The sequence below is a fragment of the Eisenbergiella tayi genome (assembly GCF_001881565.1).
In the GTDB taxonomy this organism is placed as follows: Bacteria; Bacillota; Clostridia; order Lachnospirales; family Lachnospiraceae; genus Eisenbergiella; species Eisenbergiella tayi.
Genome location: NZ_MPDJ01000001.1, coordinates 1,469,700 through 1,488,575 on the forward strand (window position 1 = coordinate 1,469,700; position 18,876 = coordinate 1,488,575).

General features: G+C 45.2%; 12 protein-coding genes. 3 read left to right on the plus strand and 9 right to left on the minus strand.

What is annotated here, in order from left to right:
• The first annotated feature begins 7 nt into the window (after positions 1-7).
• Complete coding sequence (locus tag BLA28_RS06060) at positions 8-586, plus strand: hypothetical protein (RefSeq protein WP_081329885.1); 579 nt, start codon at positions 8-10, stop codon at positions 584-586.
• 514 nt (positions 587-1,100) lie between these two features.
• Positions 1,101-2,633 (plus strand): ATP-binding cassette domain-containing protein, encoded by a 1,533-nt coding sequence (locus tag BLA28_RS06065; RefSeq protein ID WP_069156429.1) that lies wholly within the window; start codon positions 1,101-1,103, stop codon positions 2,631-2,633.
• Positions 2,634-2,733: 100 nt separating this feature from the next.
• Here BLA28_RS06065 and BLA28_RS06070 read toward each other — a convergent pair whose 3' ends face one another.
• The 7 genes from BLA28_RS06070 to BLA28_RS06100 all read right to left on the minus strand — a co-directional run bounded on the left by BLA28_RS06070 (position 2,734) and on the right by BLA28_RS06100 (position 13,090).
• Complete coding sequence (locus BLA28_RS06070) at positions 2,734-5,421, minus strand: hypothetical protein (RefSeq protein ID WP_069156430.1); 2,688 nt, start codon at positions 5,419-5,421, stop codon at positions 2,734-2,736.
• A gap of 14 nt (positions 5,422-5,435) precedes the next feature.
• A complete protein-coding gene (locus BLA28_RS06075) occupies positions 5,436-6,455 on the minus strand; it encodes an alpha/beta hydrolase family protein (RefSeq protein WP_069156431.1) in 1,020 nt (339 codons plus the stop codon).
• Positions 6,456-6,518: 63 nt separating this feature from the next.
• Positions 6,519-7,391 carry a carbohydrate ABC transporter permease gene (locus BLA28_RS06080; RefSeq protein WP_069156432.1) on the minus strand — a complete coding sequence of 291 codons (873 nt, stop codon included), beginning with the start codon at positions 7,389-7,391 and terminating at the stop codon, positions 6,519-6,521.
• A gap of 15 nt (positions 7,392-7,406) precedes the next feature.
• Positions 7,407-8,318, minus strand: a complete 912-nt coding sequence (locus tag BLA28_RS06085) for an ABC transporter permease (protein ID WP_069156433.1) — start codon at positions 8,316-8,318, stop codon at positions 7,407-7,409.
• A gap of 82 nt (positions 8,319-8,400) precedes the next feature.
• Positions 8,401-10,029 (minus strand): type 2 periplasmic-binding domain-containing protein, encoded by a 1,629-nt coding sequence (locus BLA28_RS06090; protein ID WP_069156434.1) that lies wholly within the window; start codon positions 10,027-10,029, stop codon positions 8,401-8,403.
• Positions 10,030-10,167: 138 nt separating this feature from the next.
• Positions 10,168-11,349, minus strand: a complete 1,182-nt coding sequence (locus BLA28_RS06095; RefSeq protein ID WP_069156435.1) for a response regulator transcription factor — start codon at positions 11,347-11,349, stop codon at positions 10,168-10,170.
• Entirely contained in the window at positions 11,342-13,090 is a 1,749-nt protein-coding gene (locus tag BLA28_RS06100) for a sensor histidine kinase (protein ID WP_069156436.1), read from the minus strand. The genes BLA28_RS06095 and BLA28_RS06100 overlap by 8 nt, the downstream gene beginning before the upstream one ends.
• A gap of 392 nt (positions 13,091-13,482) precedes the next feature.
• On the opposite strand from BLA28_RS06100, the gene BLA28_RS06105 reads away from it, so the two are divergent.
• Positions 13,483-14,415 carry a helix-turn-helix transcriptional regulator gene (locus BLA28_RS06105; RefSeq protein WP_044968922.1) on the plus strand — a complete coding sequence of 311 codons (933 nt, stop codon included), beginning with the start codon at positions 13,483-13,485 and terminating at the stop codon, positions 14,413-14,415.
• A 133-nt stretch (positions 14,416-14,548) separates the two neighbouring features.
• Here the strand turns inward: BLA28_RS06105 and BLA28_RS06110 are convergent, their stop codons facing one another.
• Positions 14,549-16,519 carry an endonuclease MutS2 gene (locus BLA28_RS06110; RefSeq protein ID WP_069156437.1) on the minus strand — a complete coding sequence of 657 codons (1,971 nt, stop codon included), beginning with the start codon at positions 16,517-16,519 and terminating at the stop codon, positions 14,549-14,551.
• A 425-nt stretch (positions 16,520-16,944) separates the two neighbouring features.
• Positions 16,945-18,846, minus strand: coding sequence for a hypothetical protein (locus BLA28_RS06120; RefSeq protein WP_069156439.1), 1,902 nt, complete (start codon positions 18,844-18,846; stop codon positions 16,945-16,947).
• Positions 18,847-18,876 lie beyond the last annotated feature (30 nt).

The window sequence follows — 18,876 nt, forward strand, 5'->3', positions numbered from 1 at the left end:
ATTAATAATGAAAGGATATTTAAGTAAATTACATAATATTTATAAAGTTTATTCCGAAAAATCTTCAAATAATATCATCCTGTACAATATGATTTTTCCGCTTTGGCTGCTGTGGATCATTCCTTCTACCTGGATTGTAATACTCCCTGCCAACTTTCTGATTGATCTTGCCGTACTTCTTATCACCATGCACTGCCTGAAGATCTCCGGGCGAAAAGAAATCGTCAAACGTTCTGTCTGGAAAATATGGGTTTTCGGATTTATTTCCGATTTCATCGGAACCTTTTTCATGTTCCTGGTGAATATCATCGATTCCTTTCTGGACTACCGATCTCCCCTGACAGAATGGTGGTACAATAATCTGACCAATGCGGTTACCTACAATCCTCTTTCCACCCCCGCGGCATTCCTCTGGACAATCCTCTGTATCCTCATCAGCGGCAGCTGTATTTTTCTCTTCAATTATCATTTCTGTCTGAGAAAAGCAGTTCCGGATCGGATCCTCCGTAAAAAGCTGGCGCTTTCTCTCGCCATATTTACGGCCCCTTACCTGTTTTTGGTTCCTACCTCCTGGTTTTTTATGTAAGCTTTACAGGAAATATCGTATTTTCTGAAGAGACAGCTTTCCTCCTTAATCATACAAAAACATACAATACATTAAAAATAATAAAACGCAATTAAGCGGAACGAACTGTTCCTGAAAAAAGATATACTGGACAAACGAAATTCCCCATGCTATAGTAATGGAGAATCGGCTCTGCTGATTCCAATTTTAACAAGAAAAGGGTGAAAAGATGCGGAAATAATCTGAATTTGGAACTTTAACGGCCAAAGCCTGGCTTTGACTGTTCAATAAACTTTTATAAGCCTTTGGGTATTTCCTGTTTCGGGATAATACCTGCTGTATGTTTATTGCCAAAATTCGGATTGTGAGCATTTATCATTGATTATACATGCGCTGCAGAAAGCTTTTGCTTTCCGGCGTGCTTTTATGGTATCTATGCGTTAATCCACTTCCGGTAATAAACGGAAAGTGGATTTTTTGCATTCCATTTTCCGCTGCAGGCAAAGGCTCCGTTTGAGTAAGGAGATGATGCATTATGCTGCAAATAAAAAATCTTTCCATAACACATAAAAAGGATCTCAGACCGCTTCTTGATCATTTTACTTTTTCCCTCAATTCAGGTGATAAGGCCGTCATTATCAGTGAGGAGGGCAACGGAAAATCCACACTGCTGAAGCTGATTTATGATTCCCGGCTGGTTGACAGCTACGTGGAATACACGGGAGATATCCTTACCCAGGGTACACTCATGGGATATCTTCCTCAGGAATTCCCTCCGGAATACAAAGAGCAGACCATATATACCTATTGCACGTCCATTCCTGCTTTTTCAGACAGGAACCCGGGAGAACTGGCCGCTATCGCCGCCCGGCTTCGGCTTCCCAAGGATATTTTTTACTCCGACCAGCTGTGCGGCACACTTTCGGGAGGCGAAAAAGTAAAGCTGCAGATCGCCGGCCTGCAGATGTGCCAGCCGGATATTTATCTGCTGGATGAACCCTCCAACGACATTGATATCGAAACCCTGGAATGGCTGGAGCAGTTTATCAATACCTGCGGCAAGCCTGTCCTCTATGTTTCCCATGATGAAACCCTCATTGAGCATACCGCCAATGTGATTATCCATCTGGAACAGATTATGCGGAAAACGCAGCCGAGACATACGATCGTGAGGATGCCCTACCGGGAATATATCTCGAATCGGGAGGCCTCCTTTCTCCGCCAGGAGCAGCAGGCCCAAAATGAACGCAGGGAATACCGGAAAAAAATGGAACGTTTCCGGCAGATCGAACAGAAGGTAGAGTCACAGCAGAATAATATTTCACGCCAGGATCCCTTTACAGCCAAGCTGCTTAAGAAAAAAATGAAGGCGGTAAAAGCACAGGAACACCGGTTTGAACGGGAAAAAGAAGATATGACGGAAATGCCTGATGCAGAAAAAGCGATTTTTGTAAAAATAACTCCGGAAGCCCGGATTCCAAACGGCAAAATAGTTCTCGACTGCCAGAAGGAACGGCTTATGATTGAAGGACGCCTTCTGGCCTCCCCTATTTTCCTTCGTATAACCGGACCGGAAAAAATAGGCATTGTAGGACGCAATGGCGCCGGAAAAACAACATTGCTGAAACAAATCGCAGAGGAGCTTCTTGCCCGCCCTGATTTAAAGGCGGCCTATATGCCCCAGGACTATGAAGAACTGTTGAATCTGGAGCAGAACCCTGTCGACTTTCTTTCCTCCCGGGGCGATAAGGAGGAAAGAACCACTATCCGGACCTACCTGGGAAGCATGCGCTATACCGCAGATGAAATGTCACATGCCATCCGGGAGCTTTCCGGCGGCCAGAAGGCCAAGCTCCTTTTTCTCAAAATGAGCCTGGACGGCTGCAATGTCCTCATTCTGGACGAACCAACACGGAACTTTTCCCCGCTTTCCGGCCCTGTCATCCGACAGGTACTAAAAGAATACCCGGGTGCGATAATCAGCATTTCCCATGACAGAAAGTACCTGGAAGAGGTGGTTGATACTACCTATGAATTGACGGAGCAGGGACTGGTTAAACGTAACTGACAACGGAACGGACATATTTGCAAAATATGTGTCGAAATTCCGCAGATAAGGGAATCATATCGGACTATGATTCCCTTATCTGTAAAAAAGATCGGGTATTTTACTTCCAGTATCCCTGCACCGTTACAGGCCCCAGCAGACCGCTTCCTTCAATCGGCATGGTGGCCGAAAAGGAATCTCTGTATTTATGAACGAGGGTATTTGCAACATATACTGTCAGACTGTTCGTACCTTTCCGTAAATTTTGCAGGGTACAGCAATAGGGCGGCGCAATCCTGACCGAAGCCTTCTCATCATTCAGCCAGACTTCCAGTGTTTCATATACTGTTCCAAAATCAATCTCCAGCAGCTCACCATCTGTATCCGGATTCCATTCAAGATCTGTTTCATATCGCAGCGTACCGGAAAAATCTTCTGTTTCTTCGGCGGCTGTAATATTATAGAGTTTTCCGGCCTTTTTACTGCTGCCAAAATCTTTTTCATCATATCTCCGGAAGGAAATCCGCCAGTCTTTCTCCAACACAAGACTCTTCCCAATCTTGTAAACCTGTGGCTGCGGCAAATCCGTATCCGTTCCCAGATAAAGCATAGCGGCCTGACCCGGCGCCAGCTTCAGCTCCACTTCCCCTTTTTCATTTCTCACTGCAGGTTCCAGAACATTATCAAAGGCATTATACCAACAGGCCTGACATTCTCCGCTCCCTCGTACAGAAACCCAGCTATGTACCTGCATCACGGGATCTTCATTGAAGAACATATAAAATTCGCCGCCGTCCTGCTTGTAATGATAATATCTGAGTCCGGGAACCTTCCTGTCACAGCGTATATCTCGATCCACAAAGCGCTCCAGATTTTCCAGCAGTTTTTCCCCGTCTCCTTCAATACATATCAGATTTTCCGTATTATCTCCGTATCCATAATTGAGGTTCCCATTCTCTTCTTCCGGCTGTTCTGCAGCAGTATCCATCCCCTGCACATCTTTGTGCATCTCTTTCCAGCCGCTGAAGCTTTCCGCCTGGCGCCACCCGCTCTTCATCACGCCGGGCCGTCGTCCCGCAAACAGTACCGGAAGCCCGTTTCTCACCGCATATACAATCCACTGTTCCAGCTCTTCCGGTATCCATTCACAATCAGGAACAATAAGAACGCTGAATTCCTCATTCCCTGCCCTCATTTTCCCATCCGCAGCCTCACAGGTTTCCAGAATACCGATTGGCACCACCTCGTAGTCGATCTGGTTTTCTGCCAAAAGCATGCCGATCTCCTCAAAAGGCTGGCAGGAACCCATCCATTCCGTTTCCGCCGTATAAAGAAGGGCGATCTCCGCAATATGCGTTCCGCCGTTTAAAAGATGGCTCATCCGGTTCATATAATGGCACAGGCAGGAAAACCAGGGAAACTGCGGATTATTTCCCCATCCGTAAAAATGGGGCGGACAGTCAGGATCCGGGAACGGGGCGGCAGTAAATGCATGCGGCACAAACCAGTTCACTCCCCGCACAAGCATATGATCTGTCAGCCATTTCATCAGCTTCAGCCCTTCGCTCCATCCATAAGCACCGTAGACCTCACACATGGTTCTTCCCTTTTTCTTCGGATCCAGGTGTCCGAGAGAAGCCCCCATTTTAGCCAGTCCGTGATGAAAAAAAGTCCCGTTATATGTGCCCTTCCCTCCGATATGATAAAAATCCATCTTATCATAGCCCGGACGTATCTGCTGCAAAACCACATCGATGCCGGACATATGCTGCCCCCACAGCGCCTTAAAATAATGCCCTGTCCCCAGGCCAAGCCTTGCATGGGTTCCGTTATCCTCAATCACATGGCCGATATACTCCACGCCATGCTCCCGGCACCATTCTCCGATCTGACCGCAGAAATTCCCGCCGTACAAATCGGTCACCATGTTCATATACTCATATCTGGACTGTGGGGTGAGATCCCCCATTTGGTTCCATAACGCTGCCAGCCGTACCGCAAATCCGCTTCCCCAGAAGCTTTTCACCATCCCAAAGAGCTCCTCTCCCCAGGGCAGCTTCATATCAGGCTGGCCGATTGCCGCATTATGCCCATATTCTCCCAGGCAGTTCCCCAGCTCCGGTTCATCAGAGAAAAAGCCTGCAAAAGTATTGCCGAAATCCTCCCCATAATGTTCCAGATGGGATTCATAAACCACGTCCAGAAAGAAACGGACGGAGGACGCATCAATGGTATTAATGTATTTTTTTCTTCCACTGCCGGAAAATGTACTTTTTATGACGATAATATTCCAATAGCCCTCCGGAATGTCCCAATATAATACCTTTCCCCTTACTTTGTGCGTGATATCCACGGGTTCCTGAACTTCTCCCGCCGTTCTGCCCTTTCTCCGGGCGGCGACAACACCAATTAATTCTTCCCCCTCGTCAATGGACAGGAAAAAAGAGGTTCCTGTCCCGGGACCTGACGCATCAATTGTATAATGGTCCAGATAACGTTTTGCATAGACCGATTGCTCCTCAACAAGTCCGTTGCAGTATCCGGAAGGGAAATGGGCATCATCCAGAACCCAGACACGCATATTTCTTTTCCGCGCCTCGTCCATAATAATATCCATATCTCTCCACCAGCCCGGACCGGCAAAATCCGGATGCGGCCTTGATTCCACACAAACCGCCCTTATCCCGGAAGAATAAACAGCGCCCATCATCTCTCTCAGCCTTCCGCCGTCTTCCCCATGCTGCCAGAAAAAAGGAAGGATGTAGTTTCCTTCTTCCCTGTTTAATACCTCTTTCAGCCGCTTTTCCATCCCTTTTCCTCCTGTCAGTAATTATCCCTCAGCCACCCGCATACATCCGGGACAGAATTTTCATGTCCGCCGTCGAACAGCACATGGCTGTAACGCTCCGGCACACCCAGCATTTCATATACGGCTTCCAAAAGCTGAAAGGCTTCCACGCTTCCCTGAAGAGGAAAAATAGGATCCTTTCTGCCGTTTATGGTAAGCAGTTTTTTGGGAGCCGCCAGCGAGGTAATCTCATGGCTCTCTCCCGCCTCCAGCTGTCCGGGAACATAGTTGCAGATACAATGATCCATTGCCAGGATACTGTACTTATACAGATTCGGATATCCGGCAATCATAACGGCTTCAATCCTGTCATCCAGAACTCCCGCATAATTGCACACCTGCCCTCCGCCCGATATTCCATAGGCGCCAAAGGAATGGATAGCAAATGCTTTCTCCGCAAAATCCAATGTTTTCATGGCTTCAAACACGCGGATACCCACCAGGTTCATACCTGAATTCAAAAGGCGCGGTGCCAGCATGGAGCAGCTGGCGCAGGCATCCGTCCCTTCCGGCGCATCCTTTCTCTTCGCTTCCCCAAAGCCAAACAGCTCCGGTACCAACACCAGATAGCCCATGGCTGCCATTTCCATGGAAAGCGCTTTTTCTGAATTACCATCCGCTTTCACCCGGCCTTCTGCCCCGAATACTCCCTTTGCCCCTCTCGGATCATGCCCGTTGAGATATAATAAAGCCTTTCCGTTTCCTGTATCAGGACGGAGCACATAAACGCAGAGAGACAGTTTTTTTATCCGCTCCACCTGATATTTTTCTATGGTGATTCCGTCTTCTTTATGGCTTTCCAAAAGAGTATAATCCAGAGCTTCTTCATATTTGTTTTCCAGCAGATCAATTCTCAATAATTGTCTGATTTCTGAAAGCCTTCCGGCCTTATAGCTTTCCCACCGTTCCTTCCCCACCTGTAATGGAGAAATAAAATCTTTTCTTAAATCCTCATATAACAAATCCAGAAAATCTGAAACCAAAAAATCAGCCATTCCGTTAACCTCCCTAATCCTGTTTTTCCTGCTGCCATTCCCCTGCTGCCTCTGCGTTGCCGCTTACCCCTTTACCGCCCCTACAGTAATGCCTTTTACAAAATATTTCTGCAGGAAGGGGTATATCAAAAGAATAGGCAGAAGAGTGAGCACAAGCTGGGCCGCCTGCAGTGTTTTTACATTTGATAATGCGTTTTCAATCGCTTCCGCGGCATTGGTCATATCTGAGTTTGAAATAAGATTCTGCAAATAGGTCTGCAGCGGATAATTCGTAGTCTGATTATTATAGATCTTGCCGTCAAACCAGGAGTTCCAATGGTTCAGGAAACTGAATAAGGTTACTGTGGCAATGACCGGCTTCGACAAAGGAATGATCAGCTTAATAAACCGCTGAAAATAAGTAGCCCCGTCAACCATTGCCGCTTCTTCAATCGTTCCCGGCAGCTGTTTCATAAAATTCATGGTCAGTATAATATTATAAATAGGAACAGCTGTCGGCAATACCAACGCCCATATGGTATCAAATAAGTTAAGATCCTTTATCAATATATAATTAGGCACGAGTCCGCCGTCAAAAATCATGACAAAAATCAGCAGCCATACATAAATCTTCCTTGCCGGGAATTCACTCTTCTTCTTCGAGAGCGGATAGGCCATCAATACTGTGATTACCGTATTAATGATAACTCCTATTATAACTCGCTCCACAGAAATTCCAAAGGCCTGCCAGAAGGCATTTCTTTTAGCCACCATTTTATAGGATGCAAAAGTAAATCCCCTGGGAATAAGACCAACCTGATTCGCCGATACCGCTGCCTGGTTGCTGAAGGATACCGCTAATATATGTATGATCGGAAGCAGACACAGAGCCGCAAGCGCCGCCAGGAAAATGCCGTTAATAACACGGAACGTGTATTTTTTTATTGCTTTATTCATCTTGCCCCTTCCTCCCTAAAAGATTGTGTAGTCGCTGTATTTATTCGCCAGCTTATAGCTGCTGACAATTAACAGAAAGCTGACAACCGATTTCAGCAGACCGACCGCGGTACCAAGGCTGTAATTGGCCTCCACCAGCGAAATCCGGTATACAAAGGTATCAATGATATCGGCAGTTTCATAAACACGGGGACTGTACAATGTAAATACCTGTTCAAATCCAGCATTCAGGATATTTCCCAGGTTCAGAATCATCATCAGCATTACAATGGGGGCAATACTGGGAAGGGTTATATACAGAATCTGTTTCCACCTGCTTGCACCGTCTATTTTAGCGGACTCATAGAGAGATTCATCCACCCCCGTAATGGCGGCCAGGTATACCACCGTACCGTAGCCAAAATTTTTCCAGACATCCGTTCCGATAAGAAGCCCTAAAAACGGTTTCTTATCCCCCATAAAAAATATGGGATTCACTCCGAAATTTCCTAATATCTGGTTTACCACACCGTCCAAAGAAAAAATATCCAGTATCATTCCCGATAAAATAACCCAGGAAATAAAGTAGGGAAGATAGATAATTGTCTGAACGCTTTTCTTAAATTTTCTGCTTTTTACTTCATTCAAAAGGATAGCAATTATTATGGGAATGGGAAAATTAATCGCTATTTTCAATACGGCTATTTTCAGTGTATTCCATAAAACCCGCATAGTATCCGGAAGAGAAAACATGTACTCAAAATTCTCCAGACCGACCCAGGGCGAACCAAAAATTCCTTTTCTGGGAATGAAATCCTTAAATGCAATCAGTATGCCGCTGAGCGGTACATACTTAAATAACAAAATCAGCAGTATCCCCGGAAAAAGCATCAAATGAAGCTGCCAGTTCTTTTTCCAGTTAACTCTGAGTCTTTCCATCTTATTCATCTGCGTCACCTCGATAATTAATTGAAAACCATACAAAAACGGCGGCAGTGTTTCCTGTACACCACCGCCATTTTTGAAGAAATTACTGCAGTGCTTCCTTGATTTCTTCTCCGATTTTTGCTCCGCCTATATTGTTAAACGTTTCCGCAAAGGTATCAAAGTAATCCACGGGCTGATCTCCCATAATAATGGATATATAATCGGTAAGCTTCTGTGTTTTCAGAAGTGACTGTGTTTTGCTCATTGTTTCGGTAGGCGCTCCGGTATAATCACTGTACCGCACATTATCCAGATTCATCACCAGATAACCTTCCAGATATACCTTTTTCCATGCCCAGGAGAGTTCCGCAGGCAGATCCGTACTGATTACATTCTGGAAATCCGCATCCTTCCCGTCCACATGCTCTTCACCGGCCGCAATGGCTTCCGTAAACTTTTCTCCCCAGTTGATATTTCCGGCCATTTGGAAAGGCATCAGATTGTTGGCGCCCGCCTGGCTGATTTCCGGATCAGAGGCCAGTTCATTATACCTCTCATAAAATTCGCTTGTTCCATCAGCAAGCCAGGGTGCGGCATATCCGTCGCAAAGATGATTCAGCATTACAACAATTGCCTCGGGATTGCCGATCCCTTTCTTCGCATAAATATATCCGTATACGTTCAGGTTGACACCCGGTTTATAATCCGAATAGCCTTCCGCCGCCGGCATGGGAACAGCAACCCAGTCGGCACCTGTATTCGCCACACTGTCCTTCATCACTCCCAAAGGGCTGTAAAAGTAACCTATATAGATTCCGATTTGCCCTGAAGCAATTAATTCTTCTTCTTTGCTCTGTTCCTTCACGGCAAATTCATGATCAATGGCTCCTTCTTCATAAAGCTTTGCCAGGGCGCCCAACGGCTTTTTGGCATCAGGAGCGGTACAGCCCGCTATAAAGCTTCCATCCTCCTGCTTTACCCAATATTCATCCTTGCTGTAAACCTCATAGGCAGCCATGATGAAATCCAGCCCATTTAAGTCTTTATCCAGATATAAACCATAGGTATCATCCTTTCCGTTTCCGTCCGGATCGGAGAGTGCGAATTTTTCCGCAATGTCAAATACCTGTTCCATGGTTTTCGGTTCTTCCAGCCCTAATGCATCCAGCCAGTCCTTACGCATCCAGAGAATAGGATAGCTGTCTCCCACTGTATTTGCTACCGGTATTGCCATATATCTTCCGTCCTTTACGGTCGGGGCAAAAAGGGCATTGTCCTGCTGGCCTGCCACTTCCTTCAGATTATCCGTAGCCCATTCCTTATAAATATCGGTCATATCCGTAACCATATCATTCTTGATTAAGGATGCCAGAGTGGTTGCATCCACAATGCCGAAATCCGGAATCTCATCCGAAGCTACCGCAAGCTGGAATTTCTCCGTCATGGCGTTGGAAGCACAAAGAATAGAGTTTTCCACTTTAATTCCCATGACATCTTCCCACATCTGGTACATGGCATTATTCTGTGCATTCTGCCCTTCCGGATAATTCGTCACAACCTCGGCCTTGGCAAAGGTAAGGGTTATCTCCGGGTCATATTTTTTCATTTTATCCGCATCACTGCTTGGACCTTCCACCTTCACATTCTCTTGTGCAGCCGATTTACCGCAGCCGGCCAGCGATGCCATAATCATACATAACAGCAGAATAAAGGTAATCTTTCTCTTTTTCACTATTTCACCCTCCAAATTGATTTACCACATAAGACAGTATCTCTTTCATACGGGCGCCTTTACGCCCCTGTGCATCGGCCGCTGCACTTGTTGTTATTATGGTATCACAACAATTTTACAGGGGAAATGGTAATGATTTTACTTTTCTGCCTTATCTTTACTTACATTCAGCCGGAAATTTCTTGGAGATATCCTTTCTGCTTTATTAAATACTTTGGTAAAATACCCTGGTGTTTCAAACCCTGTTTTCTGGGCTATCTCATAAATTTTCATATCTGTTTCCGCTAAGAGCTTCTTCGCAAGAACCAGCCTGATCCGGACTATAAATTCCGAAAGGGGAATTCCGGTCTCCTGATGGAACACTCTGGACAGATAGGAGGGATTAATTCTGAATCTGTCGGAAAGCGCACCCAAGGACAGATCCTTTTCGGGATTATTGCGGATGTAAGACTGAACGGCTTTAACCGCATAATTTTCACTGCTGTTTTCTTTTTCTTCTTCCGCGTCCAAAATAAACAGACATCCGAAATTATCCTTTCCCAGGCACTTCTCTTTCATTTTTCTTGTTAACTGCTCCGAATCCTCCGGCCTTGCCTTCTGTGACAATCCGATCGACATCCTTATATCCAGGTGTTCAAGGAAAAAGCTCTGCAGCTCTTCCAGCGTTTTCAGGCACACTTTATCCCAATATTCCTCTTCTATGACAGGCTGGAGCCATACAATTGTATTATTCTCTCCCTTTTCAAACAAAAGTGCGCTGCAGTAGTGCCCGAATAACCTTTCCAGCATTCCGCACAGGCTTTTATGAAGCTCTGACCCGCTCATTCTGGCCTGATCCGCTTCATAGGCAATAAACAGGAAATATACTGCTTTTCCCGGATTTATGGATGTCTTTTCTGTTTCCGCTGCTTTTCTGTATCTTAAGTCAAAACGTTCCATCCACAGGCTGTCCAGCTTGGAAATCACATTGCCGATCACTTCTGTTAATTTTTCATCGGACACCGGCTTTAAGAGGTAATCATCACTGTTAAGCCTGAGCGCCTTTCTTACGTATTCAAAGTCCTGGTATCCGGTGAGAAAAATGATCCTTGTCTCCGGCCATATCCGCTTCGCCTGTTCCGCCATTTCCAGTCCGTCCATATCAGGCATACGGATATCCGAGACAATAATATCGCAGGGATCCTTCATGAGCATTTTCAGCGCATCCTTTGCAGAAGATGCCGTCCTCACAGACTTCAAGGGCAGAGCGGAGGAAGACACCGCATCTTTGATTCCGTTTAAAATAATTTCTTCATCATCCACAATCAGTAAACTATACATAATGCTCCTTCCTCTTTGCGATGGAAAAAGATATCCGGAAAATAGAGTATTCTGTGGAAATGGTGCTGTCAGAGGTGCTTTTGCTATCTGATTTTTCCAGATACAGCCCTTCCTTACAGTCCCCGTTCCTGGTCAGTCTGTTCTGTATATTCCATAATCCAAAATAGGTATCCGGCATTTTATCAAGCGATATAATTTGTCTGATTTTATCAATCGTTTCCTGTGTTATCACACCGGAATTATCTTCCACGGAAAAATCAATGCTGTCCCCGTTTTCACGAATTGTAATCTCAATCAGACAGGGATGCGTACACTTCTCCATCCCATGCATAATGGAATTTTCTATAAGCGGCTGAAGAAGCAGAGGAGGAATTGTATAATCCCCCAGGCTTTCTTCCGCATGAATCCGATAATTCAGCTTTTGACCAAAACGCATTTGATTTAGTTTTAAATATGTATTTATAAATTTCAGCTCATTGTCTATCGAAATAAACTCGTTGGATGCAAAGGTCAGCACGCTGAAATAGTCTCCCAGATACATACACAGATCACCCACGGCTTCGCAGTCATCGGACTTTGCCATATGATATCCCATATAGAGGCTGTTAAACAAAAAATGCGGGTTTATCTGCATTTGGAGCTCTTTATATTTTGCCTGTTCTACCTGCAGCTGTTTTTCCAGGACCTCCTGTATCAGATTTTTAACCTTTTCCGTCATTTGGTTGTATCTTGCGAAAACATAGTTGAATTCCTTGGATTCATCCATCTCCAGCTTATAATCATATTTTTCCTGTTCCACCAGCTTCATGGCGTGGCTCAGCTTTTCCATAGGCCGGTTTATGATCCGGCGTATCACTATAGTCAGGAAAACAGGCATCAGCAGAAGGACCACTGAAGTTGCCGCCCATATCCAATACAGAATATATATCGTCCTGTATGCAACCGCCCGGTTCATATAAACAATAATCAAAAATCTGTTTGCCTTGCTTCCAATCTGGTCTATAAGATATTTGCTGCCATCTACCTTCTGTACCTGTGTTTCCGACTTCTCCCAGTCAATCTTCTCATATACCTGCCTTCCTGTTTCTGATACGGTTTCCGGCCTTCCCAATAATTCCTTTGTTTCCGAATCCACAAACAAATAATCATAATTCTCTTCACTTTCATATCCGCGCAGGGTGTATCGGATATCCAAAAGAGAAACCTTTATTCCCACCATGACCGAATTGCTGCCCTGGGATATATAATATAGCGCATCATCAAAATGGAAAAAAGAGACTTCATTCTCTAAGTAGTCCTTTTTCATGGTCTGAAAAATATCGTCCGCCGGAATAATACTGTAGTTGGCGCTGAGCACCTCATTGGAATCCGGCAGATAAACAAATACATCATCTATGTACATGCTTATATTCCGGTATTCCTTAATGGTATTATAGGCTTCCAGATATGCAAGGAAAGAAGGATAATCCACCTGTCCCTTCCAGTTTCCCGTAAACTCCACAATTGCCTTATTTCCGCACAGCTGATACATGGACTGCATGACTCTTTCGATGTCTGCATTGATAATGGCGGAATAATACTTCACTTTATCTGTCTGGTTATTTATCGTTTCCTTCGTAAGATGTCTGCTTACAATCACCAGACCGCCCAGCACAAATGCCGTGAATGGAATCCAGATAATCAGAATGCTGAGAATAAGCCTTCCCAGCAGTGATTTCCTTACATCATAAAACCATTTCATTTTATCCCCCTCTGTCCGTAAGGTGCACAGTTTCCCTGTGCTGTATTATCGTTTCCTCTGGCCGGGTCTTCCCGGCAGAGGAAACGATAATACAGCACAGGGAAACTATGAACGGTAATATTAGCACTATCAACAATTTTTCAACCAATACTGAGTTGCAAAAATATAATAGAATTATTATATAACATAATTTACCCCATCACGACAGCTTTTCCTCGGAATATTTTTCTTCTCCGCCTTCAGGTATCTTTCCAAATAGTGCGTAGATAAAACATTTTCTCTATGGATTCCCCGGAACATTTGGTATAATTGTAATGCAAAAACAATCTTGTCCATTCAGGTCAAGAATCTTCTCTCTTTACCTGTTAATCTGATTTACGAAGGAGCACAACATGCAATGGGAAAAAGTTGAACTAGCGGCCAGAATGCAGAACTACATCCGGGATCACTGTATGGATGCGGATTTTACAATGGATGCATTATATGAAGCCGCCGGGTATTCACGGAGACATGCCTGCCGTATTTTTAAGGAGCTTATGGATAAAACACCGGAAGAATATGTCCGGGCGGTACAGATGACCGCAAGCGCGGAATCTCTGATTAAAACGGATTCCACCATACTGGATATCGCTCTGGATACGGACTTTGAAAGCCATGAAGGTTATACGCGGGCTTTTAATAAGCTTTTCGGCACAACTCCGTCCCGTTACCGCCATGGCCAGGTCCCTATTCCGCTTTTTGTTCAATATCCCATTCAGCATTACTACTCCTATCTAAAACAAAAGGAGATACAAGAAATGGAAAATCAGTCAAACACCCCTCAGGAAAGAGAGAGCTCCCAATCCATATGCACTGTCACAGTCATCCATAAACCGGCCCGGAAGCTTCTTGTTATGTATGCTCAAAAGGCCCATGATTATTTTTCATTCTGCGAAGAAATGAGCTGTGAATGGGAAGGACTTTTCAACAGCATTCCCAACCGGCTGGAAACGGCAGCTCTTATGACCCTTCCCCCTTCCCTTCATCCGGAAGGCACCACAGAAACCGCTGCCGGAGTGGAACTGCCCGAGGATATAGATATTACAGTACCGGAAGGCTGCACTCTGCTTTCACTGCCTCCCTGCGATTATCTTTATTTCCAGTCCCCTCCTTATGAAAAGGAAGAGGATTACTGCATTGCCATTGAATCCGTATTTCAGGCAAGCCAGACTTACCGTCCGGAACGTTTCGGCTATGCATATGCGCCGGAGCTGGCGCCGTCTGTTAATTTCGGTGCGGATACCCTTACCGGAGGGTGTATTGCACTTCCGGTAAAAAAGCTGTAAAGCCGAAACAGTATGGTTTCGTTTAATAATACAAAAGACGGCCGTATTCATGGCCGTCTTTTGTATTACTTAATTATTTAAATAACTATTAGTTTTTTACTTAAAATATTATTGAAATATTAATGGTTTCATTTTATTTTTCATCTGCTTCCTTCTCATATTTAATTTCCATATCCGGTACATACTTACGTTCCATCTGATGCCTTGCTTTCCTGTTCTCCACCGTATCAAAAATAATGGAAAAATCATAATCCTCAGGATACATCTGACTGGCGGCTACCTTCAGCTGCAGACGTTTGTAATTTACCAGAAGCTTTCTTTTCTGAATCTGGACGCCCACATCACCTCTGTCATCTGCCGGGGCAAATACTATTCCCAGCTTACGCTGAGGATACACCATAACGCTGTCCCCAATTTGAAATCTGCTTTTAATATCTTCCTGCTTGTGTTTTCCGGCTTTCTGTTCCTCTTCCTTAGAACGGATACGGGATATTTTTTTATTTTTCGGGTTTTGCTTTCTCTCTTTCTGAGTCTCTTCTTTATCTTCCGTTATATCAGGCAGAGCTTTCTTTTCCTGTCCGCCGTTTCCATAAGCAGCTTTCCATGCCATCTGCAGTGTTTCCTCCGACATTCCCAGCCGTCTGGCAATATAAAAGGCACAGCTTTCACCTGCCTCGCCCAGCTCCAGACGATAGAGCGGCTTCAGGCTTTCCTTATCAAAAGCCATTCTGGCATTGATAACCCCTTCCGCCCTCTCACCATATTCCTTTACCTCCGGATAATGGGTGGTTACCACAAACAGGCAGCCTTTTCTCCGCAGCTCTTCCAGCACGGCGACCGCAATGCCCATACCTTCCGCCGGATCGGTCCCTGAGCCAAGTTCATCCAGCAATATCAGGCATTCCTCATCCGCCTTCTCCAAAATACGGATAATATTCTTTATATGGGAGGAAAAAGTGGACAGATTTTCAGCTATACTCTGTCCGTCCCCGATATCACAGAAAACATCCGCATTCATGGCCAAATTCGCATCTTCACAGGGAATATGCAGACCGCAGCAGGCCATAACCGACAGCAGGCCTATCGTTTTCAGGGCAACTGTTTTTCCTCCTGTATTAGGTCCCGTAATTATAACGCCTTTTGTATCCCCTCCGAATTCTATATTCAAGGGTACCGTACTTTCACTTTTCAGAAGGGGATGCTTTCCGTTTCTGATTTTTATATAACGCCTGGTATTCAGTGCCGGTTCCCTGGCCTCCATGCCGGCGCTCAGCTTTCCTTTGGCAAATACATAATCCAGCTCTTCCATATATTCCAGGTTTATTGTAATGGCCTCCCGGTTATCCTCCACCAGCGCGGACAGGGTATACAGAATAATCTTAACTTCATTTTCTTCTTCTGTTTCCAGATGATTTATTTCCTCACGGAGTTTGGAAACTGCTGCCGGTTCAATAAAGAAAGTAGTCCCGGTGGAGGAAGCATCCACTACCGTACCAGGGAATTTATTTTTATATTCCTTTTTAACAGGAAGGGTATAATGGCCGTTTCTGTTGGAAACAAAGCTTTCGGAAAAGTAACTTTTCGAGCTGCGCAGCATGGAATCCAGTTTTGCCCTTATCTGCTCTTCCGCCTGGTTTTTTCTCTGCCGTATGCTTCGCAGGGTTTTGCTGGCATAATCATCCACCCTTCCCCCACGGATGCAGCGTTCAATTTCGTCCTGAAGATGGGAAAGATCCTGAAGACCGGCCGCAAAGCCTGCCAGTCCCGGCGCAAGCTCTCTGCATCTTTGCAGATATCTCACAAGGCGTATGGACATCACTGCAAATTGGCGGATTTCCTCCAGCTGATCCGGATTGAGCAGGATGCCCGCCTGTGCCTCCTGTATTGTTTTCCGTATACCCTCGGTTTCTGAAAAAGGAGGATTTCCAAAAGCATCCAGAACTCGTCTTCCCTCCGTGGTTTCACGTACAGCCGCCTCCGCTCTTGTCTGATCCAGATAAGGTTTCAGCGCTTCCAGTCGTTCTCTTGCCTTTTCCGTCATGGCATACGCCTTTAACATTTCTTTTATCTGCTGAAATTCCAGCATTTCATTCATATCATTCATTTATTCTATTCTCTCCAGATTTATAATTTTCATTTTCATTGTTCCTTACTGAGGAAGCCATAAACGTAAAAATCCACAGGGTCAGACTTACCCTGTGGATCTCCATAATAACCCGGATATTAATCCTGTCCGGGAGCCTGTTGCCATATGCCGTCCGCACGGCATATAACAAAAAGGGCATAATCCCGCAAGCAGGATTATGCCGTCATAAAGATAACAGTATCTGTAAACGCAGCCTGTTCGGAAATCCATCAGGGCAGACTTACAGAAGGAAAGCCGAAACCATCTCTCCGCTTCTGCCTGATCGCTATTTGCTTATCTTCCTCACATTGACTGCAATTAACACAAAAATACCTCTCTTTCTTTTACTGCACTAATAATAACAAGGGGAAAGGGATTTGTCAAAAGATTTTTTTACCAATAACTTATTGTTTCCCATACCTCACCACCTTCCCTTCCGAAAGCTCCTTCGTAGAATCCACCACAATCTCCGTTTCCGCATCTATGGCTCCTTCTTCAATGGAAGCATATTTATTATTCTTATCCCGCACATTCACATCCACCCGGCTTACCGCCAGTTCCTCTCCCAGGATTCCCTGCTGCTTTCTAAGCACATAAATATAATATCGTTCATTTTCACTGTGAAGTGCTTTTGCCGGTATGGTTATCGGATAGCTTTCCGACTGGGAGGACGCCACAAGAGTTCCGCTTTGCCCTACTGTTCCAACACCTTCGGGAAGGTAAACAACAGCCTCATAGCTTCCCGGCATGCTTTCACTTTCCGCAATGAAAGCAACCTGCGCCTGTACTGTTTTTCCGCTGTTTCCCAGCTTAAGCGTTACCGTATCTTCTATATCCACATACTTTTTTTCTTCTTTGGTAAGGATAACACGGAATTTCAGACTTTCATCCAAATCCGCCAGCACAATTGATGCTCCCTGGGGTATGATTTCTCCGGGTGAAATTTTAATTTTAGTTACAATACCATTATCTTCCCCGAAAACCTGTCCCCCGTTATTTTCCAGCTGTGTATACTTTTTCAGAATTTCTTTCCTGTAGGTGATCTCCATCTGATTCATTTCTATCGTCAGATCAGGATCCCCATTGAGATTGGAATCCTCCACCTTACGCTTTGCTTCCAGCATGGCATCCAGCTTATCCCAGACACTGTTCTCCTGATCCTGTTTGGCACTGTCCACAGAATCCTCCAGGCTTTTTTTGGTGCTCTTCCAGTTATCCCAGGCAGAATCTTCCCCTGTATAATCCGGCTTTGTCTTCGCATCCACATCGCCTTTTGCAAGCTCATCCTCTATTTCTTTCAGCCTTTTCTGCGCGTTTTCTCTTCTGGATACGGCCGCTTTCAGCGCTTCCTCCAGTTTTTCCCTTTCCGGGTCATTGTTATTTCCATTATTTCCGGAATTATTGTCACCGGAATCCTGGGACTGTCCGCTGCCCTGATTTCCTCCGGAAGAATTATCATCTGAGTTTTCATTGTCTGTACTGCCTCCGGTATCATTACCGCTTACATCCCCTTCCGCAGCCGGAGCGGCACTGCTCTCCTGCTGCTGACTTTCTTCGGGCGCCGCCTGGCCCCCATCTGTCCCGGATCCCGTATTGCCGCTGCTGCCATGGGCCGCAATATAGTCATCCAAAGCTTTCTGTGCCGCCTCTTCCGCAGATTTTGCAGACTCCAGTTCAGAAGATGCACTAATCTGCTGCTTCTGCAGATCCTTCATTCGGCTTTCCCAATCCGTATATTCCTGTTTTTTATTATTTCTGTCCTCATCGGAGGTCTGTTTCGGCTGGTTGTTTAGATGATCATTCAGCTTTTCCTCCGCCTTTGCCACGGAATCCCCTGCCTGTTCGATTTTACGGTTTTCTTCCGTATCTGCGAGCGCATAATCCTCAAGGGAACGGTTCTGGTTCAGCAGATCCTTTTGCGCATCGAGTTCTTTTTGCTGCCGTGCCTGTTCATTACTCATTTCCAGTTTTTTAATGGCAAGTTCCTGCTCGGCTATCTTCTCCTTGAGATCCTCCTGATCCACATCAAACAACAGTGTATTCTCGGAAACACTGTCTCCGAGATCGACGTAAATTTGATTTACTTTCAGTCCGCTCACCGCATCTACCGCAAGCTCTCTGCCCGCAGTGATATTTCCCGCCGCTTCCACCGTATGCCCGATGGCTCTTTTTTCCGGAACAGCCGTTTCCACCTGCGGAAGGCTGGCCCCATATATCCCTTTGGAAAGCAGGGTGCATAAAAACATAATTCCAAAGAATATGCAGCCTGCAATAAGAATTTTTTTCTTTTTCCGTATAAAATCCATGATATTTCTCCTGTTCCTCTTTCATCTCCG